The sequence below is a fragment of the Bradyrhizobium sp. 33ap4 genome (genome assembly GCF_032654765.1).
GTDB lineage: Bacteria > Pseudomonadota > Alphaproteobacteria > Rhizobiales > Xanthobacteraceae > Bradyrhizobium > Bradyrhizobium australafricanum.
On the sequence record NZ_JAUMTJ010000020.1, the window covers coordinates 12,991 to 38,594 of the forward strand.

Annotated in this window: 28 protein-coding genes and 1 pseudogene; 9 read left to right on the forward strand and 20 right to left on the reverse strand. The window is 64.4% G+C overall.

The genetic code is table 11. From position 1 onward, the window contains the following. Position 1: 1 nt before the first annotated feature. The 3 genes from Q2M23_RS16985 to Q2M23_RS16995 form a co-directional block, all read right to left on the reverse strand. A complete protein-coding gene (locus Q2M23_RS16985) occupies positions 2 to 586 on the reverse strand; it encodes an NnrU family protein (RefSeq protein WP_057019851.1) in 585 nt (194 codons plus the stop codon). A 193-nt stretch (positions 587 to 779) separates the two neighbouring features. Continuing rightward, entirely contained in the window at positions 780 to 1,391 is a 612-nt protein-coding gene (locus Q2M23_RS16990) for a hypothetical protein (RefSeq protein WP_253587045.1), read from the reverse strand. 99 nt (positions 1,392 to 1,490) lie between these two features. After that, on the reverse strand, positions 1,491 to 2,177 hold the full coding sequence (locus Q2M23_RS16995; RefSeq protein ID WP_316396186.1) for a TetR/AcrR family transcriptional regulator: 687 nt from the start codon (positions 2,175 to 2,177) through the stop codon (positions 1,491 to 1,493). Between the two features lie 82 nt (positions 2,178 to 2,259). On the opposite strand from Q2M23_RS16995, the gene Q2M23_RS17000 reads away from it, so the two are divergent. Further along, positions 2,260 to 3,405, forward strand: a complete 1,146-nt coding sequence (locus tag Q2M23_RS17000) for an NAD(P)/FAD-dependent oxidoreductase (protein WP_316396187.1) — start codon at positions 2,260 to 2,262, stop codon at positions 3,403 to 3,405. Between the two features lie 63 nt (positions 3,406 to 3,468). On the opposite strand, the gene Q2M23_RS17005 is transcribed toward Q2M23_RS17000, so the two are convergent. After that, positions 3,469 to 5,088 carry a peptide chain release factor 3 gene (locus Q2M23_RS17005; RefSeq protein WP_028335130.1) on the reverse strand — a complete coding sequence of 540 codons (1,620 nt, stop codon included), beginning with the start codon at positions 5,086 to 5,088 and terminating at the stop codon, positions 3,469 to 3,471. A 153-nt stretch (positions 5,089 to 5,241) separates the two neighbouring features. On the opposite strand from Q2M23_RS17005, the gene sugE reads away from it, so the two are divergent. Beyond that, complete coding sequence (gene sugE / locus Q2M23_RS17010) at positions 5,242 to 5,556, forward strand: quaternary ammonium compound efflux SMR transporter SugE (protein ID WP_016839884.1); 315 nt, start codon at positions 5,242 to 5,244, stop codon at positions 5,554 to 5,556. 61 nt (positions 5,557 to 5,617) lie between these two features. Here sugE and Q2M23_RS17015 read toward each other — a convergent pair whose 3' ends face one another. From Q2M23_RS17015 to Q2M23_RS17045, 7 genes are all read right to left on the reverse strand, one after another. Beyond that, positions 5,618 to 6,622, reverse strand: a complete 1,005-nt coding sequence (locus Q2M23_RS17015) for an inorganic phosphate transporter (protein WP_141342303.1) — start codon at positions 6,620 to 6,622, stop codon at positions 5,618 to 5,620. Positions 6,623 to 6,722: 100 nt separating this feature from the next. Continuing rightward, the gene (locus tag Q2M23_RS17020) at positions 6,723 to 7,367 is read right to left on the reverse strand and encodes a DUF47 domain-containing protein (RefSeq protein ID WP_057019846.1); all 645 of its coding nucleotides are present in this window, start codon (positions 7,365 to 7,367) and stop codon (positions 6,723 to 6,725) included. Between the two features lie 145 nt (positions 7,368 to 7,512). Continuing rightward, entirely contained in the window at positions 7,513 to 8,481 is a 969-nt protein-coding gene (locus Q2M23_RS17025; RefSeq protein ID WP_057019845.1) for a branched-chain amino acid ABC transporter permease, read from the reverse strand. Position 8,482: 1 nt separating this feature from the next. After that, positions 8,483 to 9,346, reverse strand: a complete 864-nt coding sequence (locus Q2M23_RS17030; protein ID WP_016839880.1) for a branched-chain amino acid ABC transporter permease — start codon at positions 9,344 to 9,346, stop codon at positions 8,483 to 8,485. Between the two features lie 64 nt (positions 9,347 to 9,410). Next, complete coding sequence (locus Q2M23_RS17035) at positions 9,411 to 10,640, reverse strand: ABC transporter substrate-binding protein (RefSeq protein WP_141342302.1); 1,230 nt, start codon at positions 10,638 to 10,640, stop codon at positions 9,411 to 9,413. Positions 10,641 to 10,680: 40 nt separating this feature from the next. Beyond that, on the reverse strand, positions 10,681 to 11,424 hold the full coding sequence (locus Q2M23_RS17040; protein WP_057019843.1) for an ABC transporter ATP-binding protein: 744 nt from the start codon (positions 11,422 to 11,424) through the stop codon (positions 10,681 to 10,683). Then, positions 11,417 to 12,172, reverse strand: coding sequence for an ABC transporter ATP-binding protein (locus tag Q2M23_RS17045; RefSeq protein ID WP_016839877.1), 756 nt, complete (start codon positions 12,170 to 12,172; stop codon positions 11,417 to 11,419). The genes Q2M23_RS17040 and Q2M23_RS17045 overlap by 8 nt, the downstream gene beginning before the upstream one ends. A 339-nt stretch (positions 12,173 to 12,511) precedes the next feature. Between Q2M23_RS17045 and Q2M23_RS17050 the strand changes: the two genes are divergently transcribed. Further along, on the forward strand, positions 12,512 to 12,673 hold the full coding sequence (locus tag Q2M23_RS17050) for a hypothetical protein (RefSeq protein WP_156436491.1): 162 nt from the start codon (positions 12,512 to 12,514) through the stop codon (positions 12,671 to 12,673). Between the two features lie 3 nt (positions 12,674 to 12,676). Further along, positions 12,677 to 13,294: a hypothetical protein gene (locus Q2M23_RS17055; RefSeq protein ID WP_168855624.1), complete on the forward strand. Its 618-nt coding sequence runs from the start codon at positions 12,677 to 12,679 to the stop codon at positions 13,292 to 13,294. Positions 13,295 to 13,339: 45 nt separating this feature from the next. Here the strand turns inward: Q2M23_RS17055 and Q2M23_RS17060 are convergent, their stop codons facing one another. From Q2M23_RS17060 to Q2M23_RS17070, 3 genes are all read right to left on the reverse strand, one after another. After that, the gene (locus Q2M23_RS17060; protein ID WP_085967190.1) at positions 13,340 to 13,708 is read right to left on the reverse strand and encodes an ArsC family reductase; all 369 of its coding nucleotides are present in this window, start codon (positions 13,706 to 13,708) and stop codon (positions 13,340 to 13,342) included. 98 nt (positions 13,709 to 13,806) lie between these two features. Continuing rightward, positions 13,807 to 14,316, reverse strand: a complete 510-nt coding sequence (locus tag Q2M23_RS17065; RefSeq protein ID WP_316396188.1) for a cytochrome P460 family protein — start codon at positions 14,314 to 14,316, stop codon at positions 13,807 to 13,809. Between the two features lie 20 nt (positions 14,317 to 14,336). Beyond that, entirely contained in the window at positions 14,337 to 15,377 is a 1,041-nt protein-coding gene (locus Q2M23_RS17070) for an alpha/beta hydrolase (RefSeq protein ID WP_316396189.1), read from the reverse strand. 165 nt (positions 15,378 to 15,542) lie between these two features. Here Q2M23_RS17070 and Q2M23_RS17075 point away from each other — a divergent pair, with 165 nt between their 5' ends. Further along, positions 15,543 to 17,096 (forward strand): winged helix-turn-helix domain-containing protein, encoded by a 1,554-nt coding sequence (locus tag Q2M23_RS17075; protein ID WP_141342296.1) that lies wholly within the window; start codon positions 15,543 to 15,545, stop codon positions 17,094 to 17,096. A gap of 36 nt (positions 17,097 to 17,132) precedes the next feature. Here the strand turns inward: Q2M23_RS17075 and Q2M23_RS17080 are convergent, their stop codons facing one another. After that, positions 17,133 to 17,897 (reverse strand): glucose 1-dehydrogenase, encoded by a 765-nt coding sequence (locus Q2M23_RS17080; protein WP_316396190.1) that lies wholly within the window; start codon positions 17,895 to 17,897, stop codon positions 17,133 to 17,135. Between the two features lie 156 nt (positions 17,898 to 18,053). Here Q2M23_RS17080 and Q2M23_RS17085 point away from each other — a divergent pair. Continuing rightward, positions 18,054 to 18,797 (forward strand): annotated as a pseudogene (locus Q2M23_RS17085) (LysR substrate-binding domain-containing protein); the annotation flags it as partial. 156 nt (positions 18,798 to 18,953) lie between these two features. Here the strand turns inward: Q2M23_RS17085 and Q2M23_RS17090 are convergent. Together Q2M23_RS17090 and Q2M23_RS17095 are read right to left on the reverse strand one after the other, a co-directional pair. Beyond that, positions 18,954 to 19,595, reverse strand: a complete 642-nt coding sequence (locus tag Q2M23_RS17090) for a glutathione S-transferase family protein (RefSeq protein WP_168855626.1) — start codon at positions 19,593 to 19,595, stop codon at positions 18,954 to 18,956. 426 nt (positions 19,596 to 20,021) lie between these two features. Further along, positions 20,022 to 21,350 carry a dicarboxylate/amino acid:cation symporter gene (locus Q2M23_RS17095; RefSeq protein ID WP_076831866.1) on the reverse strand — a complete coding sequence of 443 codons (1,329 nt, stop codon included), beginning with the start codon at positions 21,348 to 21,350 and terminating at the stop codon, positions 20,022 to 20,024. 140 nt (positions 21,351 to 21,490) lie between these two features. Between Q2M23_RS17095 and Q2M23_RS17100 the strand changes: the two genes are divergently transcribed. Together Q2M23_RS17100 and Q2M23_RS17105 are read left to right on the forward strand one after the other, a co-directional pair. Continuing rightward, the gene (locus tag Q2M23_RS17100) at positions 21,491 to 21,649 is read left to right on the forward strand and encodes a DUF5993 family protein (RefSeq protein ID WP_168855627.1); all 159 of its coding nucleotides are present in this window, start codon (positions 21,491 to 21,493) and stop codon (positions 21,647 to 21,649) included. 8 nt (positions 21,650 to 21,657) lie between these two features. Continuing rightward, entirely contained in the window at positions 21,658 to 22,203 is a 546-nt protein-coding gene (locus Q2M23_RS17105; RefSeq protein ID WP_141342293.1) for a disulfide bond formation protein B, read from the forward strand. Positions 22,204 to 22,208: 5 nt separating this feature from the next. Here the strand turns inward: Q2M23_RS17105 and Q2M23_RS17110 are convergent, their stop codons facing one another. Further along, a complete protein-coding gene (locus Q2M23_RS17110; protein ID WP_141342292.1) occupies positions 22,209 to 22,913 on the reverse strand; it encodes a glutathione S-transferase family protein in 705 nt (234 codons plus the stop codon). Positions 22,914 to 22,992: 79 nt separating this feature from the next. Between Q2M23_RS17110 and Q2M23_RS17115 the strand changes: the two genes are divergently transcribed. After that, complete coding sequence (locus tag Q2M23_RS17115) at positions 22,993 to 23,874, forward strand: SDR family oxidoreductase (RefSeq protein ID WP_141342291.1); 882 nt, start codon at positions 22,993 to 22,995, stop codon at positions 23,872 to 23,874. A 32-nt stretch (positions 23,875 to 23,906) separates the two neighbouring features. Here the strand turns inward: Q2M23_RS17115 and Q2M23_RS17120 are convergent, their stop codons facing one another. Then, positions 23,907 to 24,251: a Lin0512 family protein gene (locus Q2M23_RS17120; protein WP_076831854.1), complete on the reverse strand. Its 345-nt coding sequence runs from the start codon at positions 24,249 to 24,251 to the stop codon at positions 23,907 to 23,909. A 62-nt stretch (positions 24,252 to 24,313) separates the two neighbouring features. Next, positions 24,314 to 25,537 carry a CynX/NimT family MFS transporter gene (locus tag Q2M23_RS17125; RefSeq protein ID WP_141342290.1) on the reverse strand — a complete coding sequence of 408 codons (1,224 nt, stop codon included), beginning with the start codon at positions 25,535 to 25,537 and terminating at the stop codon, positions 24,314 to 24,316. Positions 25,538 to 25,604 lie beyond the last annotated feature (67 nt).

The window sequence follows — 25,604 nt, forward strand, 5'->3', positions numbered from 1 at the left end:
GTCAGGCTCCCATGACAGGCACGCCGATCACGACCGGGTGGAACGCAAACGCCAGCGCCAGATAGACGATGACACCGACCGCGATCGCGATCAGGTCGTTGGTTGGGCCGCCCACCGGAATCGGCGGCGCGCCAGCATCCGTGCGGCGCTTCAGCGAGATGCGGTCATAGACCGCCCAGCCGAGAAACGAGCCGAACAGGATGATCGAGCCGAGGTCGCCGTTGGCGAGCAGATGCGCGAACGCCCACAGCTTCACGCCGGCGAGCATCGGATGCTTCAGCGTGGTGTAGATGCGGCCGCGGATATAGGAGGCGACGACGAGGATGACGGCGGGCAGCATCAGCGCGACCGTGATGTGCTTGAGCGCCGTCGGCGGGGTCCAGACGTCGATCCATCCGCTCGCGCGATAATGCGCAAAGCCCCAGATGATCAGCACGAGCCCGGCCGCGGAGGCGAGCGAATAGGCGATCTTGTAGCCGCCCTCGCCCATCGCCTTGATCAGGCCGGCGCGCATCTCGCGCAGGCTTGACAGCACATGGACGCCGAGGAACAGCACGAGACCCAGGATCATGACGAGCAGTCCCACGATGTTCCTCCCCTGATCGAACTAATGCCTTCGCGTATCACCTTCGCCGGGCGGGTGGCAATGCGTCACGCCACGACTCCGTCATTCCGGGATGGCCCGCAGGGCCGGACCCGGAATCTCGAGGTTGCCGGGCGCGCAAGCCAATCCCGGGATTCCGGGTTCGCGCTTCCAGCGCGCCCCGGAATGACGTGTCTCACGGCTTGCCGGCCGATTTGGCCAGCTCCCGGTTGTCGACATAGCGGATCATGATCGGCCGGCCGGCCAGCGCGCCGCCCAATCCGCCGGTGAATTTCAGCGGCAGGCAGGCATCCAGCGAGGCGTTGATCGCATTGAGGTAGGTGGTGCGGGTGTCGGCCGGGATGCCCCGCGTCGAAAACGTCAGGCGCGGCGCGCCGATCATCTCGCCCGATCGTTTGAAGCTGAATCGCACCGACATCTGCATGCCCGCGCGCGCGTCGTCCGGCGGTGGCGGCGCCCAGCAGGCGCGCAGCGCGGCGAACAGATCGCCGATGGTATTGAGATCATGATCCGGCTTGCGGTACTTCTCGGCCTGATCCTGCGGTGGCACGGTCAGGATCGTGAGCTGGAGATTTTCGCCGTACGGATAATCCATCTCGGGCAGGCATGGCCCGTGGTTGAACACGCTGCAATAGGACGGGATGCAAGGCCCTTCGTCGAGCACGCTGCAAGGCGTGTGTGCGAAGGGCGCCGGGTTGGTTTGTTGCCGCTGCTGCGCAGAGGCCGCGCTCGCGAGCGCAAAGGCCGGCACGGCAAAAGCGAGGCAGATGGCGACGCGTCGGAGCATGCAGATGGACCCGGATTGCGCTTTCGGGGAAAATGGTGCCGCGGCCGAAGCGCATCAAGCGGGGCCGTGTTCAATTCCTTGCGCTTGGCATACTGAAACCTAGGTTCGGCCGGTGCGTGCCCCCTTGATGCCGGCGAGGATGAGATCGATGCCGGCGAGATAGTCGACACGGTCGTCGCGGTCCCGCATCGCGCCGGCCACGCTACGTGCAAACGGGTAGTCGCTTGCGTCGAGCGCGGACCAGTCGGTCGCCACCGCATCCAGGAAGCTCGATCGGTCCAGGCCATGCGTCCGCGCGAACTGCGCGTTGGCTGCGTTCTGGCCGCCGACGCCAAGGATGTAGTTCAGCAGGACCGAGACGATCGTCCACTGCGTGTCGGCAGCCACGCCAAGCGCGCGAACCTGCTGGCCGATGCATTCCAGAACGCGCACGGTCGGCAACTGCCCGGCAGCACGGATCAGCGCTGTCCCGACCCACGCATGCGCCTCCATCGCATCGAACATGCCGAGCGCAAGGGCGCGAATGGTGGCCTTCGGCGATCCGCCGACCGCGTGCGCATCCACCACGCGCGAGACAATGGCGTCGCAGGCGGCGACCAGCAGATCACTCTTGTTGGCGATATGCCAGTAGATCGCGCCGGGACCGGTCGCGAGCCGTTCGGACAGGGCGCGGAACGTCAGCCCCTCCTCGCCGCTCTCGTCCAGGAGTTCGATCGAAGCCTCGATGATGCGATCCCGCGAGAGCGAGTCCTCGCGTCGCTGGCCGCTGCGCGCCTTCTTGACCATGCCGCACCTTGACATATCTGGAACGGCATTCCAAGTTTATGGAACGGCGTTCCATAACTCCGCCGTGCCGGAAGGACTCCGCATGAAATCTCCCGTCACGATCGTCGGTGCCGGCCTCGGCGGCCTGACGCTTGCCCGCGTCCTCCACGTCCACGGGATCGCAGCAATCGTCTACGAAGCGGAAGCCTCCGCAGAGGCACGAACGCAGGGCGGCATGCTCGATATCCATGAGCACAACGGCCAACGCGCGCTGAAGGCCGCGGGCCTCTTTGAGGAGTTCCGCGAGTTGATCCACCCCGGCGGCCAGGAAACCCGCGCGCTCGATACCCAAGGCAATGTCCTGCTGCATCATCCGGACGACGGCACGGGCGGGCGCCCCGAGGTACCCCGAGGCGAGCTACGTCCGATCCTGCTCAACTCGCTGCCCGAGGGCACGGTGCATTGGGGATCTAAGGTCACCGCGGCCACTGCGCTCGGCGGTGGAAGGCACCTATTGAGCTTTGCCGACGGCATGACGGTGACGACTGAGCTTCTGGTCGGCGCCGACGGTGCCTGGTCGCGCGTGCGATCGCTTCTCTCCGCACACAAGCCGACCTATGTCGGCACTTCGTTCATCGAGACATATCTGTTCGACGCCGATGTCCGTCACCGAGCGAGCGCGGAAGCGGTTGGCGGCGGCGCGATGTTCGCGCTGGCGCCGGGAAAGGGCATCGCCGCGCATCGTGAGCCGAACGGCGTGCTGCACACCTATGTGGCGCTGACCAAGCCTGAGGAATGGTTTGCCAACCTCGACTTCTCCAACCCTGCGAGCGCCCTCGCCCGCGTCGCCGAGGAATTCGATGGCTGGGCCCGGGCGCTGACCGCGCTGATCACCGATGGCGAGACGGCGCCGGTGCTGCGCCTCATCCATGCGCTTCCGGTCGCACATCAATGGGACCACGTGCCCGGCGTCACGCTGCTCGGCGATGCAGCGCATCTGATGGTTCCATCGGGTGAAGGCGCCAATCTCGCAATGTACGACGGTGCCGAACTCGGCGCGGCGATCGCTGCCAACCCAGGTGACGTCGAGGCCGCGCTCGCCGCCTATGAAGAGGACCTGTTTCCCCGCAGCGCGTCCGAAGCGGCTGATGCGGAGGAGCTCCTCGAGTTGTGCTACGGCGCCAACGCACCGCAGAGCCTGATCGACTTTTTCGGCAGTCACCTCCCCGCCGAAAACCGTAGCGAGTAACGGAGAAGCCGCGGCGTACCGGGTCCCCCGCCTTCCCGGGGGACGACACCGGAGCGAGCGCCACTACGCCTTCTTCTTCACGTCCTTGACGTTGGAGAAGGTGATGCCCTCGGCGCGCTCGCGGGTGTAGCCAAGATAGAACTCGTTCTTGGCCATGAACACGGGATCGCCGTCGACGTCGTCGGCGATGCCGGAATTGTTGGCGGAGATGAAGGCGTCAAGCTGCTTGCGGTCGTCGGACGAGATCCAGCGCGCCAGCGAAAATTCGCTGATCTCGAACTCGACCGGCAGCGAATATTCCGCATCGAGCCGCGCCTTCAACACATCGAGCTGCAGCGGGCCGACCACGCCGACCAGCGCGGGCGCGCCGTCGCGCGGGCGGAACACCTGCACGACGCCCTCCTCCGACATCTGCTGCAAGGCTTCCTTCAGCTTCTTCGCCTTCATCGCGTCGGTCAGCCGAACGCGGCGGACGATTTCCGGCGCGAAGCTCGGCACGCCGACGAAGGTTAGATCCTCGCCCTCGGTCAGGGTGTCGCCGATCCTGAGCGTGCCGTGGTTCGGAATGCCGACGACGTCGCCGGCAAAGGCCTCGTCGGCGACCGAGCGGTCCTGCGCGAAGAAGAACTGCGGGCTCGACAGGCTCATGTTCTTGCCGGTGCGTACCAGCTTGGCCTTCATGCCGCGGCTGAGCTTGCCCGAGCACAGCCGGGCGAAGGCGATGCGGTCGCGGTGGTTCGGATCCATGTTGGCCTGGATCTTGAACACGAACGCGCTCATGCGCGGCTCCGATGCCTCGACCTTGCGCAAATCCGAGTCCTGCGCGCGCGGCGCCGGCGCGAACTTGCCGAGGCCTTCGAGCAAATCGCCGACGCCGAAATTGCGCAGCGCGCTGCCGAAATAGACCGGCGTCAGGTGGCCCTCGCGGAACGCCGCGAGCTCGAACGGCTTGCAGGCTTCCGACGCCAGCGCGAGCTCGTCCTTGACCTCGGCGACGTCGAGATTGGGATTGCGCTTGCCGAGATCGGCGATGTCGATCTGCTCGGTGGCGCCGGTCTTGGCGCCGCCGCCCTCGAGTAGCCGCACGCCGCCATTGACGACGTCATAGGTGCCGAGGAAGTCGCGGCCGCGGCCGACCGGCCAGGTCATCGGCGTGGTGTCGAGCGCCAGCGTCTTCTCGATCTCGTCCAGAAGCTCGAACGTGTCGCGGCTCTCGCGGTCCATCTTGTTGATGAAGGTGATGATCGGGATGTCGCGCAGCCGGCACACCTCGAACAGCTTTCGGGTGCGCGCCTCGATGCCTTTCGCCGCGTCGATCACCATCACCGCGGAATCGACCGCGGTCAGCGTGCGATAGGTATCTTCCGAAAAGTCCTCGTGGCCCGGCGTGTCCAAGAGGTTGAACACGAGGTCGTTGAACTCGAAGGTCATCACCGAGGTGACGACCGAGATGCCACGCTCGCGCTCGATCTTCATCCAGTCCGAGCGCGTGTTGCGCCGCTCGCCCTTGGCCTTGACCTGGCCCGCGAGATTGATGGCGCCGCCGAACAGCAGCAGCTTTTCCGTCAGCGTGGTCTTGCCGGCGTCCGGGTGCGAGATGATCGCAAAGGTGCGCCGTCGCGCCACTTCCTCTGAAAGCGGCGAGCGGGACGGCGATTCGGCTGAAACTGAAATGTCGGACATGGCGGGGCATTTGGCAGGGAAAACGGGCGCAATCAAGGGCGTTTTGTCGCAATGCGGAACGCCCGCACCATCCCCATATGGGCACCGGAAGGACGACCTTCTCCTCACCATACCATTCGCGGGGACGACCCTGCCTTATCTGGAGGGTTCGTGATGGCTTGGACCATTCTGTTCACCGCTGGCCTGCTCGAGATCGGCTGGGCGATCGGGCTGAAATATACCGAAGGTTTCTCGCGGCTGGTGCCGTCGGTGCTGACGCTGGCGGCGATGGCCGGCAGCGTGATCCTGCTCGGCCTCGCGCTGAAGACGCTGCCGATTGGAACCGCCTATGCGGTCTGGACCGGGATCGGCGCGGTCGGCACCGCGGCGCTCGGCATCATCCTGCTAGGCGAACCCGCGACCGCGATGCGGCTTGCCAGCATCGGACTGATCGTTGCCGGCATCGTCGGGCTGAAGCTGGTCGGCTGATTACTCCTTTTTGGGACGCGTTTTTCTTAACGCGAACCGGCTTCCACTTCGCTCGAAAACGCTACTTCAGAATCTGCACCGCCCAATAGCTCGCGGCTGCGACCGCGGCCGACGCCGGGATCGTGATCACCCAGGCGTAGACGATCGAGCTCGCAACATTCCAGCGCACGGCGGAAAGCCGCCGTGCGGCGCCGACGCCGACGATGGCGCCCGTGATGGTGTGCGTGGTCGATACGGGAACCCCGAGATAGGTCGCCATGAACAGCGTCACGGCGCCGCCGGTTTCGGCGCAGAAACCCTGCATCGGCGTCAGCTTGGTGATCCGCAGCCCCATGGTGCGGACGATCCGCCAGCCGCCCATCAGGGTACCCAGCGCCATCGCGCCCTGGCAGGCCAGCACCACCCAGAACGGAATTTCGAAGGTGTCGCCGAGATGGCCCTGCGAATAGAGCAGCACGGCGATGATGCCCATGGTCTTTTGCGCGTCGTTGCCGCCATGGCCGAGCGAATAGAGCGACGCCGAGGCGAATTGCAGGATGCGGAATGCGCGATCGACCGCGAACGGCGTCGAGCGCACCGAGAGCCAGGACACGATCGCGACCAGCACCAGCGCCAGCAGGAAGCCGACCAGCGGCGACAGCACGATCGCGAGCAAGGTCTTGGAGAGCCCGCTCCACACCGCCGCCGAAATCCCCGCCTTCGCCATGCCGGCGCCGACCAGGCCGCCGATCAGCGCGTGCGAGCTCGACGACGGAATGCCCAGCGCCCAGGTGATCACGTTCCAGACGATCGCGCCGACCAATGCTGCGAAGATCACGGTCGCATCCACCACCGACGGCTCGATGATCCCGGTGCCGATCGTGTTGGCAACGTGCAGGCCGAACACCAGGAACGCGACGAAGTTGAAGAACGCCGCCCAGACCACCGCATATTGCGGCCGCAGCACGCGGGTCGAGACGATGGTCGCGATCGAGTTCGCGGCATCGTGCAGGCCGTTCAGGAAGTCGAACAGCAGCGCGACCGCGATCAGGATGGTCAGAATCGGAAGACCCAGCGTGGCGTCCACGTGATGGCCCTGCCCTATTGTGCTTTGTTGAGCATGATCGCCGCGCAAACGCTTCGCGTTTGTCGCAGGGAAAACCGCATCACACTTTTCCGGATCATGCTCAGACTTGCTCGATCACGATCGAGTTGATCTCGTTCGCCACGTCGTCGAAACGGTCGGCCACTTTCTCGAGATGGTCGTAGATCTCCGCGCCGACGATGTAGTCCATCGTGTTGGCGTCGCGGTGCTTCAGGAACAGCTCCTTGAGCCCGATATCCTGGAGATCGTCGACCCGGCCCTCGAGCTTGGTCAGTTCCTCGGTGATCTGGGTCAGCATCGAGACGTTGTGGCCGATCGACTGCAACAGGGGCAGCGCGCGGCCGACCAGATTGGCGCATTCGACGATCAGGCCGCCCATCTCGCGCATCGGCGGCTCGAACTCGCGCACCTCGAACAGCATGACCGCCTTTGCGGTCGCCTGCATCTGGTCGACCGCGTCGTCCATCGAGGTGATCAGGTTCTTGATATCGCCACGATCGAACGGGGTGATGAAGGTGCGGCGAACCGCGGTCAGGACCTCGCGGGTGACGCTATCGGCGTCGTTCTCGAACTGATTGACGCGCTGGCAAAAGACCGGAGTCTCCTCCCCGCCCTTCAGCATGTCCTGCAACGCCAATGCGCATTGCACGGAGGTCCGGGCGTGTCGGGCGAACAGGTCGAAAAACCGCTCTTCCTTGGGCAGGAAGGCGCGAAACCAGCGCAGCATGTCTCAGTTCCATCATTCCGGGACAGCCCTTTTAGCGACTGTCACAGAACTGTCATAGAGCATCTGGCGGGGAAAGCATCGGGGTCGACCGCCCGAGCGGGCGGTCGTCCACCGCTATGTCGGCCGAAAGTCGCCGGGACCTGCCCTACAGCGACCGCCGCAACAAATGGGCCAGCTCACCGACCAGGCCACGCCGGAACAGCAGCACGCAGGCCACGAAGATCACGCCCTGGATCACCGTCACCCACTGGCCGAAACCGGCGAGATATTGCTGCATGGCGATGATCACGAAGGCGCCGACCACCGGGCCGAAGATGGTGCCGAGACCGCCGACCAGCGTCATGAGCACGATTTCACCGGACATCGACCAGTGCACGTCGGTGAGCGAGGCATTCTGCGCCACGAACACCTTCAGCGAGCCGGCAAAGCCCGCCAGCGTGCCCGACAGGATGAAGGCGAGCAGCTTGTACTGGTCGGTCTTGTAGCCAAGCGAAATCGCCCGCGGCTCGTTTTCGCGGATCGACTTCAGCACCTCGCCGAACGGCGAGTTGATGGTGCGGTAGATCAGCAGGAACCCGGCGAGGAAGCCGACCAGCACGACATAGTAAAGCACCAGCGGCTTCGAGAGATCGAAGATGCCGAGCAGGTGGCCTTGCGGAATGCCCTGGATGCCGTCTTCACCATGGGTGAACGGCGCCTGCAAATAGAGGAAGTAAAGCAGCTGCGACAGCGCCAGCGTGATCATCGAGAAATAGATGCCCTGCCGCTTGATCGAGATGTAGCCGGTGACCAGGCCGAGCAAGGCCGCGGCCGCGGTGCCGACCAGGATGCCGAGCTCCGGCGTCAGCCCCCACACCTTCAGCGCGTGGGCCGAGACGTAGCCGGCGGTGCCGAGGAACATCGCGTGGCCGAACGACAGCAGGCCGCCATAGCCGATCAGGAGGTTGAAGGCGCAGGCGAGCAGCGCGAAGCACAGCGCCTGCATGACGAAGAACGGATAGATCCCCGTCCACGGCACGATCGCCAGCAGCAGCGCCATCGCGGCGAATACGATCATCTCGTCGCGCATCGCGCGCGGCGTGATCGGAAGTGTATCGTCGGTCAATGCTGACATATCAAGCCGCCCGTCCCGTCAGTCCCGTTGGCTTCACCAGCAACACCACCACCATCAGGACAAACACCACGGTGTTGGAGGCCTCGGGATAAAAATACTTGGTCAGTCCCTCGATCACGCCTAGCGCGAAGCCGGTGATGATCGAGCCCATGATCGAGCCCATGCCGCCGATCACGACCACCGCGAACACCACAATGATGAGATCGGCGCCCATCAGCGGACGGACCTGGTTGATCGGCGCCGACAGCACGCCGGCAAGCGCGGCAAGACCGACGCCGAGCCCGTAGGTCAGCGTGATCATGCGCGGCACGTTGATGCCGAACGCGCGCACCAGCGTCGGGTTCTCGGTCGCGGCGCGCAGGTAGGCGCCGAGCTGCGTCTTCTCGATCAGGAACCAGGTCGCAAGGCACACCACGAGCGAGAAGATGACGACCCAGCCACGATAGATCGGCAGGAACATGAAGCCGAGATTGACGCCGCCCTTGAGCTGATCGGGGATCGAGTAAGGCAGGCCCGAGGAGCCGAAATAGTTCTGGAACACGCCCTGCACGATCAGCGCGATGCCGAAGGTCAGCAGCAATCCGTAGAGATGATCGAGGCCGGTCAGCCATTGCAGCATGGTCCGCTCGAGGATCATGCCGAAGATGCCGACCACGACGGGTGCGATGATCAGCGCCCACCAGTAATTGATGCCGCCCAGGTTGAGCAGGAAATACGCCACGAAGGCGCCCATCATGTAGAGCGCGCCATGCGCGAAATTGATGATGTTGAGCATGCCGAAGATGACGGCGAGCCCCAGACTGAGCAGCGCGTAGAACGAGCCGTTGATCAGTCCCACCAGAAGCTGTGCGTAGAGAGCCTGCATCGAATGAGCTTTCGCTAGATAGATGAAGCCCGCCGGCCACGCGCATGGCCGGCGGGCATGATCGTCACTTCTTCAGAAGCGCGCAGGCGCTCTTGTCGAGCGGCGTGAAGGCCTGGTTGCCCGGCACGGTGCCGACCAGCTTGTAGAAGTCCCACGGTCCCTTGGACTCCGAAGGCTTCTTCACTTCGAACAGGTAGGCGTCGTGGGTGACGCGGCCGTTGGGCTCGACCTCGCCCTTGCCGAACAGCGGATCGTCGGTCGGGATCGTCTTCATCTTCGCGACCACCTTGGCGCCGTCATGCGGATTGCCGCCGAGCGCTTCCAGCGCCTTGAAGTAATGCATGAGGCCCGCATAGACGCCGGCCTGCACCATGGTCGGCGGCGCGCTGTTCTTCATCCGCTCCGAGAAGCGCTTGGAGAAGGCGCGGGTCTTGTCGTTGAGGTCCCAGTAGAACGTCTCGGTGAAGTTGAGGCCCTGCGCAGTCTCGAGCCCGATCGCCTTGACGTCGGTGAGGAACAGCAGCAGCGCCGCGAGCTTCTGGCCGCCCTTGACGATGCCGAACTCGGCCGCCTGCTTGATCGAGTTGGTGGTGTCGCCGCCGGCATTGGCGAGGCCGATGATCTTGGCCTTGGAAGCCTGCGCCTGCAGCAGGAAGGAGGAGAAGTCGGCGGTGTTGAGCGGATGCTTGACGCCGCCGACCACCTTGCCGCCATTGGCGGTGACGACGGACGTGGTGTCGCGCTCGAGCGCGGCGCCGAACGCGTAATCCGCGGTGAGGAAGAACCAGGTGTCCCCGCCCGCCTTCACCAGCGCCTGGCCGGTGGCGTGGGCGAGCATGTAGGTGTCGTAGGTCCAGTGCACGGTATTCGGCGAGCACTGCGCGTTGGTGAGATCCGAAGTGGCGGCGCCCGAATTGATGTAGACGCCGTTCTTTTCCTTCACGACGTTGTTGACCGCGAGCGCGACGCCGGAATTCGGCACGTCGACGATGGTGTCGACCTTGTCGACGTCGAACCACTGGCGGGCGATGGTGGTGCCGATATCGGGCTTGTTCTGGTGATCGCCGGAGATCAGGTCGATGGTCCAGCCCTTGGCCTTGAGGCCGGAGTCCTCGATCGCCATCTGCGCCGCCAGCGTCGAGCCGGGGCCGGCGAGATCCGCGTAGAGGCCGGACTGGTCCGACAGCGCGCCGATCTTGACCGTCTTGTCGAGCTTTTCCTGGGCGGAGGCGACGCTTGCGGCGGACAGCACCATCGCGGTGCCGAGCAAGAGCGCCGAAATCTTGTTCTTCATGTCGTATTCCCTCGTCCTAAATTTTCTGGTTCTGGCGATATCAGACGCCGAGATAGGTATGGAGCTTGTCCATGTTGGCCGACAGCTCGGAATTCGCGAAGCCGTCGATCACCTTGCCGTGCTCGACAATGTAATAGCGGTCCGCAACGGTCGAGGCGAAACGGAAATTCTGTTCGACCAACAGGATCGTGAATCCCTGCGACTTCAGGCGCGCAATGGTGTGCCCGATCTGCTGGATGATGACCGGCGCCAACCCTTCGGTCGGCTCGTCCAGCATCAGGAAGCGCGCGCCGGTGCGCAGGATGCGCGCGATCGCCAGCATCTGCTGCTCGCCACCCGAGAGCTTGGTGCCTTGGCTGGTGAGGCGCTCCTTCAGGTTGGGAAACAGCGTGAAGATCTGGTCGAGCGGCAGGCCGCCCGGGCGCACCACCGGCGGCAGCAGCAGGTTCTCGCGCACGTCGAGGCTGGCGAAAATGCCGCGCTCCTCGGGACAGAATGCGATGCCGAGCCGCGCGATTTTGTCCGAGGTGGCGCGGATGATTTCCTGATGGTCGAAGCGGATCGAGCCGGAGCGCTTGTTGATGACGCCCATCACCGACTTCAACGTGGTGGTCTTGCCGGCGCCGTTGCGGCCGAGCAGCGTCACCACCTCGCCGGCCTTCACGTTGAAATTGATGCCGTGAAGGATGTGGGATTCGCCGTACCAGGCCTGCAGATCCTTGACCGTCAGCACGTCGGCGCCGGCCGCAGCGACGGGCTTCTCCGCCAGTTTTGCCTCAGCCATGACCCGCTCCCAGATAGGCTTCCTTCACGCGCTCGTCCTTGGAGAGGTCGGCGTAGTTGCCCTCCGCCAGCACCTGCCCGCGCGTCAGCACGGTGATGATGTCGGAGAGGTTGGCCACCACCGAGAGGTTATGTTCGACCATCAGGATGGTGTATTTCGCGGAGATCCGCTTGATCAGCGCCGCGATCTTGTCGATGTCCTCGTGGCCCATGCCGGCCATCGGCTCGTCAAGCAGCATCATCTCGGGGTCGAGCGCGAGCGTCGTTGCAATTTCAAGTGCGCGCTTGCGGCCGTACGGCATCTCGACCGCCGGCGTATTGGCGAATTCGCTCAAGCCGACGTCGTTCAGGAGCTCGTGGGCGCGCGGATTGAAGCGGTCGAGCACGCTTTTCGAACGCCAGAAATCGAACGACGAACCGTGCTGCCGCTGCAGCGCCACGCGAACGTTCTCGAGCGCGGTCAGATGCGGAAATACCGCCGAAATCTGAAACGAACGGACCAGCCCGAGGCGCGCAACGTCGGCCGGCGGCATCGCGGTGATGTCGTGGCCCTTGTAGCGAATCTGGCCTGCCGACGGCTTCAGGAATTTGGTCAGCAGATTGAAACAGGTCGTCTTGCCGGCGCCGTTCGGCCCGATCAACGCATGGATACTGCCCCGACGCACTTTCAACGCGACGTCGCGAACGGCGAAGAAACCCGCGAATTCCTTGGTCAATCCGCTGGTTTCGAGGATGAACTCATCGGCCAAATAGATTCCCCCATACGCCATCGCTGCGAAGCCCCTCGCCCGCGTGGCCAGCTTTTTTCGTGTCCGACAGGCGTCCGATCCGTCTTGGAAACCGTCCGGGGCCCGTCGCCTCCGGGCCGGAATATGCCGTCATCTGCGGCAGTTACGCAAGGTGGAAAGCTGTGCAGTGCGGCATCAGCGTGACCGGTTCCGGTTGATCCTTAGTCGAATGGCATTTCGGTGCGCTTTGCGCCTCGGGAAAGCGGTCGTTAACGGTGTTTTGCTCCGGACTCCCACTTTCATAGAATATTTGCGCCTCTCGCCGAAGCTCCGGCCATTGCATGATGAACGGCTAGAGCCTTGCATTTCAAGCGCGCCAATTCTTCGGTCGTCAAATCGATCCCGCAACGTGATTTCCCCGGCACGTGGCTGCGACTTTATGCCCGCAGCCAAACCATCCCGCAGATCGATGAACTTGTCTTTGGCCGCATCCCGTCCGGGGATGTGCCTGAATTCGGCTAGCCGATGCAATTCAGAAGTGCCGATCCATCGGTGGTCAAATCGATCACGCAGCGTGTGCTGCTGAACGCCTGGCTGCGCGCGCTGCGCATGCCGGACGCGCTTCCCCTGCTGTGCGACTTCCACACCGAGGGCACCGCCGACGAGCGCGCCGACATGATGGGCTTTGACGTGGTCGGCAGTGGCGAGGCCGCCCGTTTCCTGATCACGCAGGAAGGCGCGAGGCTGACGACGGCCTATGGCAACGAGCACGTCGAGCCGCGGCTGCGCACCAACCGCTATCTCGATGACGCGATCGGCCCCGAGCGCTATGCCGGCGTGATCCTGTCCTATCGTGCTTGCCTCGCGCGCAAGCGTCCGACCTATACGGTTGCGGAGGTCACGGACGCCGACGGCAAGGACGTGTCCTATGAGCGGCTGCTGCTGCCGTTCGGACGCGGCGACAGCGTCGAGCACATCATCGGCTCCTACAAGGCGATCAGCATCGACGGCGGCTTCCGGCTGCACAATCTGATGGGCGTGGCTGCGAAGTCGGCCCCGGTGGTCACGGAGCGGGCCGTGATCGACCGCAGGTTCCTGCCCACAGATGGTCCGGCGAGCCATGAATCAGTCGAGCTGATCTAGACTCGTCACTTCTCGCGAAGCGGTCGCGGCATCGCTGGAAGCGCCTTAGCCCTTCTTGCGCGCCTTCGCCGGCACTTCCTTGGCGTAGATGTCCGGCTTGAAGCCGACCACGCGCTTGCCCCCGAGATCGAGCACCGGGCGCTTGATCATCGAGGGCTGCTCGGCCATCAGCGCCAGCGCCTTGCGCTCGTTCAGGCCTTCCTTGTCGGCATCGGGCAGCTTCTTGAAGGTGGTGCCGGCACGATTGAGCAGTGTCTCCCAGCCGACCTCGTCGCTCCACTGCTTGAGCTTATCCTTGGCGATCCCGGCGGTCTTGTAGTCGTGGAAGTCGTAGGCGACGCCGTGATCGTCGAGCCAGGCCCGCGCCTTCTTCATGGTGTCGCAGTTCTTGATGCCGTAGATGGTGATGGTCAATGCCGTTCCCCGCACGCGATTGCGGCGGGAAATTAGCCTCGCGGCAATCCCGGCGCCAGATCGGAGCCATCAGGTCTCCACACCGATATTGCCGGCATTCAATGCGCATAGTGCGTGAAGACGAAATCGTGATCGCTGGCATGGGCCTCGTGGCAGGCGAAACAGGTCTCGTGCTGAGCGGCATCGACCGGCTTGCCGTCGACGAAGCGGCCGAACCCCCAGCCTCCGGTCGATGCATATTTGGCCGCGTCCTTGACCATGACCTGGACCGTGGTCGCCGGCCCCGCGATGAAGGCGCCGTTGAGGCCATCAACGGGCTTGCGCTTCCAGGCCAGCTTGACCAGCACGGTGCCGTCGGGGAAACGCGCGGCGCCGTCCTGATAGGCCTTCACGGCGGTCGCGTTGCCGAGCACGCTGCGCAGTTCGTCGAGCCCGGTCTCCTCGCCGACCGCGATCAGCTTCCAGTCGCGATAGCCGTCGGGGATTTTCACGCCGAAGATCGGCGATGCCAGTGCGGCGTCATCGGCATGTCCGACGGCAAACGGCAATGACGCGCTGATGCAGGCTGCCGCGATCGCGGCAGCTGCCCATTTCACAATTTGTCTCATGATCCCCGATCCGCTCCGTCTCAGACCTTGCTGACGTCGATGATGGCCTGGACGAAGGCCTGCGGCGCCTCCTGCGGCAGATTGTGGCCGATGCCGCCGGTCAGAAGCCGATGCTCATAGTGGCCGGAGAATTTCTTGGCATAGGCCGCGGGCTCCGGATGCGGCGCGCCGTTGGCATCGCCTTCCATCGTAATGGTCGGGATCGCGATGACGGGCGCCTGGGCGAGCGTCTTCTCGAACGCGTCGTACTTCGCCTCGCCCTCGGCGAGACCAAGCCGCCAGCGGTAATTGTGGATCACGATATCGACGTGATCAGGATTCTCGAAGGCCGCCGCGCTGCGGTCGTAGGTGGCGTCGTCGAACTTCCACTGCGGCGACGCCAGCTGCCAGATCAGCTTGTTGAAATCGTGCCGGTTCTTAGCATAGCCCTCGCGGCCGCGCTCGGTCGCGAAATAGAACTGGTACCACCATTGCAGCTCGGCCTTCGGCGGCAGCGGCATCTTGCCGGCCGCCTGGCTGCCGATCAGATAGCCGCTCACCGAGACCATGGCTTTACAGCGCTCGGGCCAGAGCACCGCCACGATGTTGGCGGTGCGCGCGCCCCAATCATAGCCGCCGAGCACGGCCTTCTCGATCTTCAACGCGTCCATCAGCGCGATGATGTCGGCTGAGACCGCGACCGGCTGGCCGCTGCGCATGGTGTCGCTGGAGAGGAAGCGCGTGGTGCCATAGCCGCGCAGATGCGGCACGATCACGCGGTAGCCGGCCTCGGCCAGCGCCGGCGCGACGTCGGCATAGCTGTGGATGTCGTAGGGCCAGCCGTGCAGCAGGATCACTGCGGGACCGGACGCAGGACCCATCTCGACATAGCCGGTATTAAGCACGCCGGCATTGATCTGTTTGACCGGACCGATCGTGGTGTGGGCGCCGGCCTTGATCGCAGGCAGCGCCGGCTTGGACTGAGCCTGAGCGGAACCGACAAACCCGAACCGGGAAGCGGCAAGGATCCCGCCGGCGATGCCAAGGAAGCGGCGGCGCTGCTGATTGATGGACTGCGACATGGCGATCTCCTTAAGTCTGGTGTCGGGATTGAATATTGCAGAGACCGCCCCCCGTCCGCTTTCAGAGGACGTGGATTTGTCCTTCAGAGCGTCGTGATTTTGGCTCCACCCAGCCTGTGCTAGGTTCCGCCACGAACTCAGCCGCCGGCCGCCGGACTCTTCGATTTGACTTACCATTTCAACGACTTGACCCTCGATTCCGAGCGCCGTGAGCTGCGCCGCGGCGATGCTCTGGTGGCCGTCGAGCCGCAGGTCTTCGACCTCATCGAGTTCCTGATCCGCGCCCGCGATCGGGTGGTCAGCCGCGACGAGGTGCTGGCCGCCGTCTGGCACGGCCGGATCGTCTCGGAAGCGACGCTGAGCAGCCGGATCAACGCCGCGCGGACGGCGATCGGCGACAATGGCGAGGAGCAGCGGCTGATCCGCACCCTGCCCCGCAAGGGTCTCCGCTTTGTCGGCGATGTCCGCGAGGTCACCGCGCACGATCGCCCTGTTGCAGACAATGCCAGCCCGCCGCGGCCGAGCGAGGGTCCGTCGATCGCGGTGCTGCCCTTCACCAATATGAGCGGCGATCCCGAGCAGGATTATTTCGCCGACGGCATCGCCGAGGACATCACCACCGCGCTGGCGCGTTGCAGCCGCCTCACGGTGATCGCGCGCAACTCCGCCTTCACCTACAAAGGCAAGGCGGTCGACATCCGCCAGGTCGGCCGCGATCTCGGCGTCGGCTATGTGCTCGAAGGCAGCGTCCGCCGCGGCGGCGATCGGTTGCGGATCACCGGGCAGTTGATCGACGCCAGCTCTGGCGCGCATCTGTGGGCCGACCGCTTCGACGGCGCGGCCGCCGACGTGTTCGACCTGCAGGACCGCATCACCGAGAACGTGGTCGGCGCGATCGAGCCGACCCTGCTCGTCGCGGAAGCCGAACGGCTGCGGGCAGCGCCGCCCGACAGGCTCGACGCCTACGACCTGCTGCTGCGCGCCTACAGCCTGCGTTACGAGTTCACGCCCGAGAGCATGGAAGCGGCGCTCGATTGCCTCGACCAGGCGCTGGCGCTCGACCCCGCCTACGCGCCCGCACTGGCGGCCTCGGCCTATTGTCATGCGATGCGCCATGTCCAGGGCTGGCTGAAGCTGAACGATGCCTACCGCGAACGCGCGGTCGCGCAGGCCTGGCGCGCGGTCGAGCTGGCGCCCGGTGACCCGCAGGTGTTGTGGATGGCGGCGTTCGCGATCTGGAACATGGCCGACGAGATTGAGCCTGCGCGCGACCTGTTCGAGCGGTCGCTTGCGATCAATCCGAACTCGGCGATGGCGCTCGTGCTCGGCGGCTGGATCGAGGCGATGCGCGGTAATCAGAAAGCCGGCCGCGCCATGATCGAGCGCGCGCAACGGCTGAACCCGCGCGACCCGCGCGGCTGGTTCGCCGCCGCGGCGCTGGCGATCTGCGCAGTGCTCGACCGGAATTTTGCCGAAGCAGTGATGTGGGCCGACAAGGCGCTGGCGCAGAACCGCCGCTTCGCGGTGGCGCTGCGCGTCCTGATCGTGGCGCTGGTCAGGACCGGCGACACCGCACGCGCGGCCCAGATCGCGCGCGAGCTGCTCAAGGTCGACCCGGAGTTCACGATCTCCGGCTTCCTGTCGCGGATTCCCTTTCCGGTGGAAGCGATGTCCGCGACCTATCGCGAGACGCTGAAGGCGGCCGGCGTCCCGGACTGATGCTGCTCTGGCGGCGCGACGTCATTCACCCGCTGGTCAGGCCAAAATACCTCCATCGACCACCAAGGCATGGCCGACCACAAAGCTTGCCGCCGAACCGCATAACCATAGAACAGCGGCAGCGATTTCTTCAGGTTCACCAAGGCGTCCGATCGGTTCGGCTGCTACGAACGCCTTGACGATCTCTGGATCGTTGTTCCTTGTTACCCGCTTCGCCATCGGAGTATTGCCGATAATGCCCGGGCATACTGCGTTGATACCGATGCCCTTCCCGGCATAATCGAGTGCGGAGGCGCGGGTGAGACCTATCACCCCGAATTTGCTGGCGGAATAGGCGGCGCGCCCTTTGGAGCCCCTCATCCCGCCGATCGACGAGCAGTTGACGATTGCGCCGCTTCCTTGTGCGGTCATGTGGCGAAGCTCCGCCTTCATACAGTTCCACACACCGCGCAGATTGACATCGATGATGTTGTCAAACTCGGCATCTTCCGTTTCAACCAATGGCGCAGCATCGCAGTTGATGCCCGCATTGTTGAAAGCTGCATCGAGCTTCCCGTAAGTCTCGATCGCCTGCTCGATCATTGCGTTCACCTGGCCCCGATCCGTTACATCGCAGCCGACGGCAAGGACGTCATGACCCGCGGATCGCAGTTCAGCAGCGGCAGTTTCGAGCAACGCTGTGTTGCTGTCTGCAATGACCACGGACGCGCCTGCAACACCAAATGCCCTGGCTGTCGCCAGACCAATGCCACCAGCGGCGCCGGTAACAAGCGCAACCTTTCCTTCGAAGCTCTCTACCATTGCTGACCTTTCAAAATGCTGGATCTCGTCGAATAGGCGGCGCTGCTCAGAGTGACGGAATTGGCTTACTCAGCTTGCTCAGTGTCATCACACGCGCATGCGGGTGATCCAGTATTCCAGAGACGCCGATTGTTGAGCCGAGAGGCCGCGGCGTACAACCGCACCACGCGAAGCGTTGCGCCGACTCCGGCGGGAGAGCGCCTGCTCCGAAGCGTCGGGCCGAAATTTGAGGAAATGGACGCCGAGCTGTCGGCCCTTGGCGAGTTGCGGGAGAAACCGGCCGGCAACATCCGGATCACGGCGACCGAACACGCCGCCGAAGCGATCCTGCTGCCCGCCCTGGCGAAGATCCTGCCGAATTACCCGGACATCAGTGTCGAAGTCATTGTCGACTACGGCCTGGCGAACATCGTTGCGCAGCGATACGACGCCGGTATCCGACCTGGCGAGCTGGTCGCCAAAGACATGATTACCGTTCGCGTCGGACCGGATTTGCGGTCCGCGGTCGTGGGCGCTCCGTCATATTTTGCCAACCGAAAGAGGCCGCGCACCCCCCAGGATCTGAACAGCCACAACTGCCTGAACCTGCGCCTGCCGACCCATGGCGGGCTCTACGCTTGGGAATTCGAGAAGGACGGGCGCGCGCTCAACGAGCGGGTCGACGGGCAGCTCGTCTTCAACGGCGCAGGCCCGCTCCTGCAAGCGGCGTTGAACGGCTTTGGCCTCGCATACCTGATGGAGCGTAACGTGCAGCCCTACGTCTCCGACGGACGGCTCGTTCGGGTACTGTCGGATTGGTGTCCTCCATTTTCCGGATACCACCTGTACTACCCTAGCCGTCGTCAACCTTCACCGGCATTCTCGCTGCTGGTTGAAGCTCTTCGGTATCGAGGGAAGTAGGCGGCACTCCCGCTTGCGGCCGTTCGGCGATCTCGGGAGATGACCGCTTTTTCGCCGCTGTGGGGGTTGAGCGCACATCAGCGCCAGCCGCTAATGAGTACACAGCCCGGGCAGTGGACTTGTAAGCGTGGAGCCACAGGCGGCTTGAAGCGAGCACTACAATCCCGGTGATCTCGCCGCCCAAGCCTTGGTGGCCTGGCAGCTTTCCATCGCTCGCGTGTAGGCAGGGCGTGCCGTCGTGCGGGCGAGATAGTCCCGCTCGGTAGGACCGGGGACGTAGTTGCCGGTTCGCATGCCGAGCAGAAGGGCGTAGCTCACCGAGATATCGGCAGCGGTGAATCGGTCGCCGGCGAGATAGGGGCAATCCGCGAGGCGGCGGATAACCAACCCCAGCCGGCTCTCGAAGGTCTCGAATGCCCAGCAGGTAACCCGGGCATCTCGCTCGGCTTCGGGCGCCAGTTGGCGACCGACAATGACGGCGTTCATCGGCCCGGCGAGCCCGGCCTCGCCCAGATGGAGAAATTGCAGATAGGACGCGAAGGCGGGATCGTCCGGAGCGACGGCAAGCGAACCTGAGCCGTGCCGGGCGAGCAGGTACTCGAGAATCGCGATCGATTCGACCATGATCGTCTCGCCGTCCTGCAGTACCGGAATGAAGCCGGCAGGGTTGATGGCGAGGAAATCGCGATCATTCTCGACTGCGAACAGATCGACCGGGCGCAGCCGATAAGCCAACCCTAGTTCCTCGAGCAGCCAGACAACACGGAAGCCACGACCTTCGCCATAGACGGTGAGCATAGTTAAGCGTTCCTGGATTGGGCTGGATGGACGAACTCGCTGAGGTGAGCCAGTCCCGCCACGGACTATCGATGGAGCATCATGCACGCAAGGCTTGGCGCATAGTCGTCATCCTACAGTGCGGGCCCTTCCCACTTCATGGGTTCACGACCTGGGCTGCGGCCGCGAACGAGACGCGTTCCCCTCTCCCGCCTGCGACGCAGTCAGTTGCAGAGGCCCGCAGATGCCATATGCGACAGCCTTGGGACGAGCGGACACCTGCGCAATTTCGGAATATTAGAAGAGTATCCCTGAGTTGCCCGACATGTCAAGTTGCCTGCTCGAACATGCCTGCTCGAACACCGGCCGCCGCCGGCTGCTTTGCATGGGGTTGTTTTCGATATTTTGGCAGCGCCCTATCCGACGGCCCCTTAACTTCATATTGCTCTAGCCTGAGCCGCCCGGCTCCAGCGCCTCGCCGAGCTCGAGCGGATGCGCCATCGTCTCGTGCAGCGCCTGCTTGTCGAGCTCGCCTTCCGACAGGCTGATCACGACGCAGGCGACGCCGTTGCCGATCAGGTTGGTGAGCGCGCGGCACTCGCTCATGAACTTGTCGATGCCGACCAGGATCGCGATCGACTGGATCGGAATATCGGGCACGATCGACAGCGTTGCGGCGAGCGTGATGAAGCCGGCGCCGGTGACGCCGGACGCGCCCTTCGAGGTGATCATGGCGATGCCCAAAATGCCGAGCTCCTGCCAGATCGTCAGATGCGTGTTGGTGGCCTGCGCCAGGAACAGCGTCGCCAGCGTCATGTAGATGTTGGTGCCGTCGAGATTGAAGCTGTAGCCGGTCGGCACCACGAGGCCGACCACCGAGCGCGAGGCGCCGAGATGCTCCATCTTCTGGATCATCTGCGGCAGCACCGTCTCCGACGACGACGTGCCGAGCACGATCAGGAGCTCGTCCTTGATATAGGCGATGAAGCGGATGATCGAGAAGCCGGCGAGCCGCGCGATGGCGCCCAGCACGATCAGCACGAACAGGATGCTGGTGAGGTAGAAGGTCGCGATCAGCGCTGCCAGATTCAGCAGCGAGCCGAGGCCGTAGGCGCCGACCGTGAAGGCCATCGCGCCGAATGCGCCGAGCGGCGCGACGCGGACGATGATCCGGATGATGCCGAAGAACATCTTGGCGGCCGTGTCGATCGCTGACGCAATCGGCTCGCCGACCTTGCCCATGAGAGCGATGGCGAAGCCCGAGAGGATCGAGATCAGCAGCACCTGCAACAGGTCGCCGCGCGCGACCGCGCCGAGATAGCTGTCCGGAATGATCGCCATCAGATGGGCAACGATGCCCTGCTCTTTGGCCTGCGTGACGTAATTGGAGACCGATTTCGGATCGATCGTGGAAGGATCGATGTTGAAGCCGTGGCCGGGCTGTAGCAGCTCGCCGACCAGAAGACCGACCGCAAGCGCCACCGTCGACACCGCCTCGAAATAGATCAAGGTCTTCAACCCGACCCGGCCGACGCGCTTGAGGTCGCCCATCGAGGAGATGCCGTGCACCACGGTGCAGAAGATGACCGGCGCGATCATCATCTTGATCAGCGCGATGAAGCCGTCGCCCAGCGGCTTCAATTCCTTGCCGAGATTCGGATAGAAATATCCGATCAGGACACCTGCCACGATCGCGATCAGCACCTGGACGTAGAGGATCTTGTACCAGGGCTGATGACGGGGATGGGCAACGGGCTTGATGGCGGCTGTGGTCATGAGGTGCCCCGGCTGGGATGAACTCAACTGGTGATGCCATCTTGGCGGAGCCGCGCGCAAGCGACAATGCCCATTCGCACCGTCGCGAGCGCACACGAATCTGTCATAGACTGCGGCCGGCTCGCATCGGGAGGCTGGGAATGGAATTCACGGCATTGTTTCTCGCCATCACCATCGCCCTGCTGGTGGCCTGGCGTGGCCCGCGTCCCGTCGCGATCGGTCTGTTCGCGGTGATCCTGATCGCCTGCGTCGCGACCTTGCTGCACCACGCCACCGACCGTCTCACTTTGTCGTTCTGAGGCCGGCCATGAACGACACGCAGGCCGTCACCCTCAATGCCGTCGCGCTCTATGGGCTGGCGCTGGTACTGGCCGCCGCCTTTGCCGCGCAGCTGCTGCTCCACGAGCTGCCCTGCCCGCTCTGTCTGTTGCAGCGCATCCTGTTCGCCCTGCTGGCGATCGGGCCGATCCTCAATATCCGCTTCGGGCCACGGCCGAGTCATTATGCGTTGTCGCTGCTGACGGCCGTCCTTGGCGCCACGGTCTCGGCCCGGCAGGTGCTGCTGCACATCCTCCCCGGCGACGCCGGTTACGGTTCGGCGCTGCTCGGCTATCGTTATTATACGTGGGCGCTGATCGGATTTGTCGTCGCGATCGTGCTGCTCGCGGCGATACTGCTGTTCGACCGCCAGTTCGAGCACCGCGCGGCGCCGGGCAGCTCGCCCGGCAGGTTCGCGCAAGGTGCGGTGTGGCTGGTGGTCGGGCTGACGGCACTGAATGTGTTCTCCACCCTGCTCGAGTGCGGCTTTGCCGCCTGTGCCGACAATCCCATCGTCTATGAGCTGCTGAAGTAGGTTGCCTAGGGACGCTTCGGAATGTTCAATCCGCGCTCCACCGCCGGCCGCTTGAGACCGCGCTCCAGCCAGGCCGCGACCTGCGTGAACTCGTCGAATTCGACGAGCTCGCGCGCACCGTAGAAGCCGATCAGATTGCGCACCCAGCCGAGCATCGAGATGTCGGCGATGCTGTATTCATCGTCCATGAACCACTGCCGTCCGGCGAGATGCGTCTCCATCACGCGGAGCAGGCGCTTCGACTCGGCGACGTAGCGCTGCAGCGGCCGCTTGTCCTCGTAATCCTTGCCGGCGAATTTGTGGAAGAACCCGACCTGGCCGAACATCGGTCCGATGCCGCCCATCTGGAAATGTACCCACTGGATCGCCTGATAGCGGAGCGCGACGTCCACCGGCAGCAGCTTGCCGGTCTTGTCGGCGAGATATTGCAGGATAGCGCCGGATTCGAACAATGGCAGCGGCTTGCCGCCGGGGCCGTTGGGATCGAGGATCGCCGGAATCTTGCCGTTCGGGTTCAGCGACAGGAACTCCGGCGCCTTCTGGTCATCCTTGTTGAAGTCGACGAGATGGACCTCGTAGGGCAGCCCGATCTCCTCGAGCATGATCGAGACCTTCACGCCGTTCGGCGTCGGCAGCGAATAGAGCTGTAGGCGGTCCGGATGCTGGGCGGGCCAGCGTTTTGTGATGGCAAAGGCAGACAAGTCGGTCATGTCGACATTCTTTTGCAGGGTTGTTGTTGGACGGCTAATGTACGGAGCTCAGTGAAAGCCGCAAGGTCTGCAACCGGCCATGAACGATCAACAGACGGGCGCAACGACAGGCGCAATGCTCGGCCTCTCCGACGACGAACTCGCAACGCATCCGACCGTGTTCGCCCCCGATGCGCTCGCCGGTCGGGTGGTCGTGGTGTCCGGCGGCGCCGGCGGCATCGGCCGCGCCATCGCATGGCTGTTCGCGCGGCTCGGCGCGCATGTCGTCGTCGCAGGCCGCAATGCCGGCAGGCTCGACGCACTGGTCGATCGTCTCGTCCATCGCGGGCTCAAGGCGTCCGCGCATGTCGCCGACATCAAGGATCCCGACGCGGTCGATGCAATGTTCGAGGCGCTGTGGACCGAGCACGGCCGTGTCGATCATCTCGTCAACAGCGCCGGCGGCCAGTTCCCGCAACCCGCGATCGACGTCTCGATCAAGGGCTGGAATGCGGTCATCAACACCAACCTCAACGGCACCTGGTACATGATGCAGGCCGCGGCGCAGCGCTGGCGCGACCGCAAGCATCCCGGCAGCATCGTCAATATCGTCGTGGTCACGACGCACGGCCTCTACGGCATTGCACACTCGATCGCGGCACGCTCCGGCGTGATCGGCCTGTCGCGCGCGCTCGCGGTCGAATGGGCGCCGCTGAACATCCGCATCAACTGCATCGCGCCCGGCGCGATCGAGACCGAGGGCTGGAACGTCTACAGCGAAGCGGCGCGCGCCGCCTACCCGCGCTCCAATCCGATGATGCGCCCGGGCACCCCCTGGGACATTGCGGAGGCCGCCGTCTACCTCGCCGCGCCCTCCGGCAAGTTCATCACCGGCGAGACGCTGACCGTCGACGGCGGCGGCCAGCATTGGGGCGAGACCTGGACGACCGGCAAGCCCGACTATTTCAGAGGCGGCGAATAACGCCCGCATGGCGGTCGCCCGACGCGCTTCCCTCACTTGCCGTCGTCGAAGCTGACGATGACGGCGGCGTTCGCGATCAGGATCGGGTCGTTGCCGAGATCGGACGGAATCTCGAGCCCGCCCGCGATCGCCTTCACGGTCTTGGTGCCATAGGGCAATTCCTTCGCGACCGCTTCGATATCGACATCTTCGGGATTCGGCACGGCGATCGTGACGTCGACGAACATGTCGTTGGCGGTCTTGCCGAGCATGCGGAAGAAGCCGAGGCTGGAATGACGGATGGCATCCGAGACGGCCCGCTTGGCGGCCTTGGTGGCGTCGCGGCCGTGGACGTCGACGCCCATGCCCATTTCGGTGATACAGCGCACGCGTGTCATGAAGGTTCCTGTTGTCGTTGGCGTGAGAGACCTTCACTCCTTCGGCCCCTGCGTGCGCGGCGTCAAGCCGGGTCCCTCGCCTCGCTTACGCGCTTGTGATCGCCGCGCGCCAGCATCCATGCCGCAATACCGGCAAGGATCGCCGCAGCCACCACCATGATGCAGGCCGCGCCCCAGCCCCATGCCGAGACCACGGCGCCGACCGCGATTGGACCGGTGACCTGGCCGAAATTGCTGCCCGTCATCAACAGGCCCATCATGACAGGCACCATCGCCGCCGATGGCGCCGCGGCGGGTGCGGTTGCAAGCAACGTCGCCGGGATCAGGCCGCCGATCGCGGAGAACAAAAGGCACAGCCAGAATGCGCCCCAGCCGCCGAGCACCGGCAGGAAGATTCCAAGCGCGGACGTGCCCATCACGAATGCCGCCACGGCAATCAGCAAATTGCGGCTGACGCCGCGCGCAAGCAGATGACCGGCGGCGAGATTGCCGACGATGTTGCCGGCCGCGGCCAACGCACTGAGCCCGCCGGCGCCTTGGCTGGACACGCCGAGCCGCTCGGTCAGCAGGATCGGCAGGAAGCTGAACAACGCAAAGAACATCAGGCTGTAGAGCGCAAACAGCACCATCAGAAGCGCCGGGGTGCGGCGCCGCGCCAGCGCGGTGGCTTCCTGCATCAGGCCGCTCCGCGCCGGGCCGGTCCGCGATGCCACTTCAGGCACAATGACGCCGGCGAGTACGAACAGCAGGGCGACAAAGGCAGCACTGGCCCACCAGATCGTGCGCCAGCCATCGAAGATCGGGCCGGCGACCAGCGCCAGCGCGATCCCGAACGGCATCACGCAGCTCCACACCGCCATGGTGACGTCGCGCGCGCTGACATCGACGACACGATCCAGCAATGCAGGAGCCGCGACCATCACCAGCAGGAAGCCGAGCCCTTCCAGCAGGCGCGACGCCAACAGCACCGCTAGCTGTGGCGCGAGCGCGCCCGAGGCTGCCCCCAGCGTGACGGCCGCGAGCCCGCACAGCAGCACCTTGCGAGCACCAACCGCGGCAATCACCACGCCCGCCGGAACGCTGCCGACAAGCCCGAGGACCGCAAAGATGCCGGCGATCGTTCCGACCGCGGCAAGGTCGATGCCGAGGCTCTGTTGCAGCATCGAGGCGGCAATCGGAACCTTGCCGACCTGCAGCGCCGCGCCGATCCCGCAACCGATCACGATGGCGACCGTGGCCCATCGCTTCGCCTCGCTCTGCTGCATCACGGCCGTCTCGATCGTCATGCGTCCACTCCGCCCTGGGTCAGAGCACAGAGATAGCGTTTCCCGACCATCGACAGGAGTGATATGT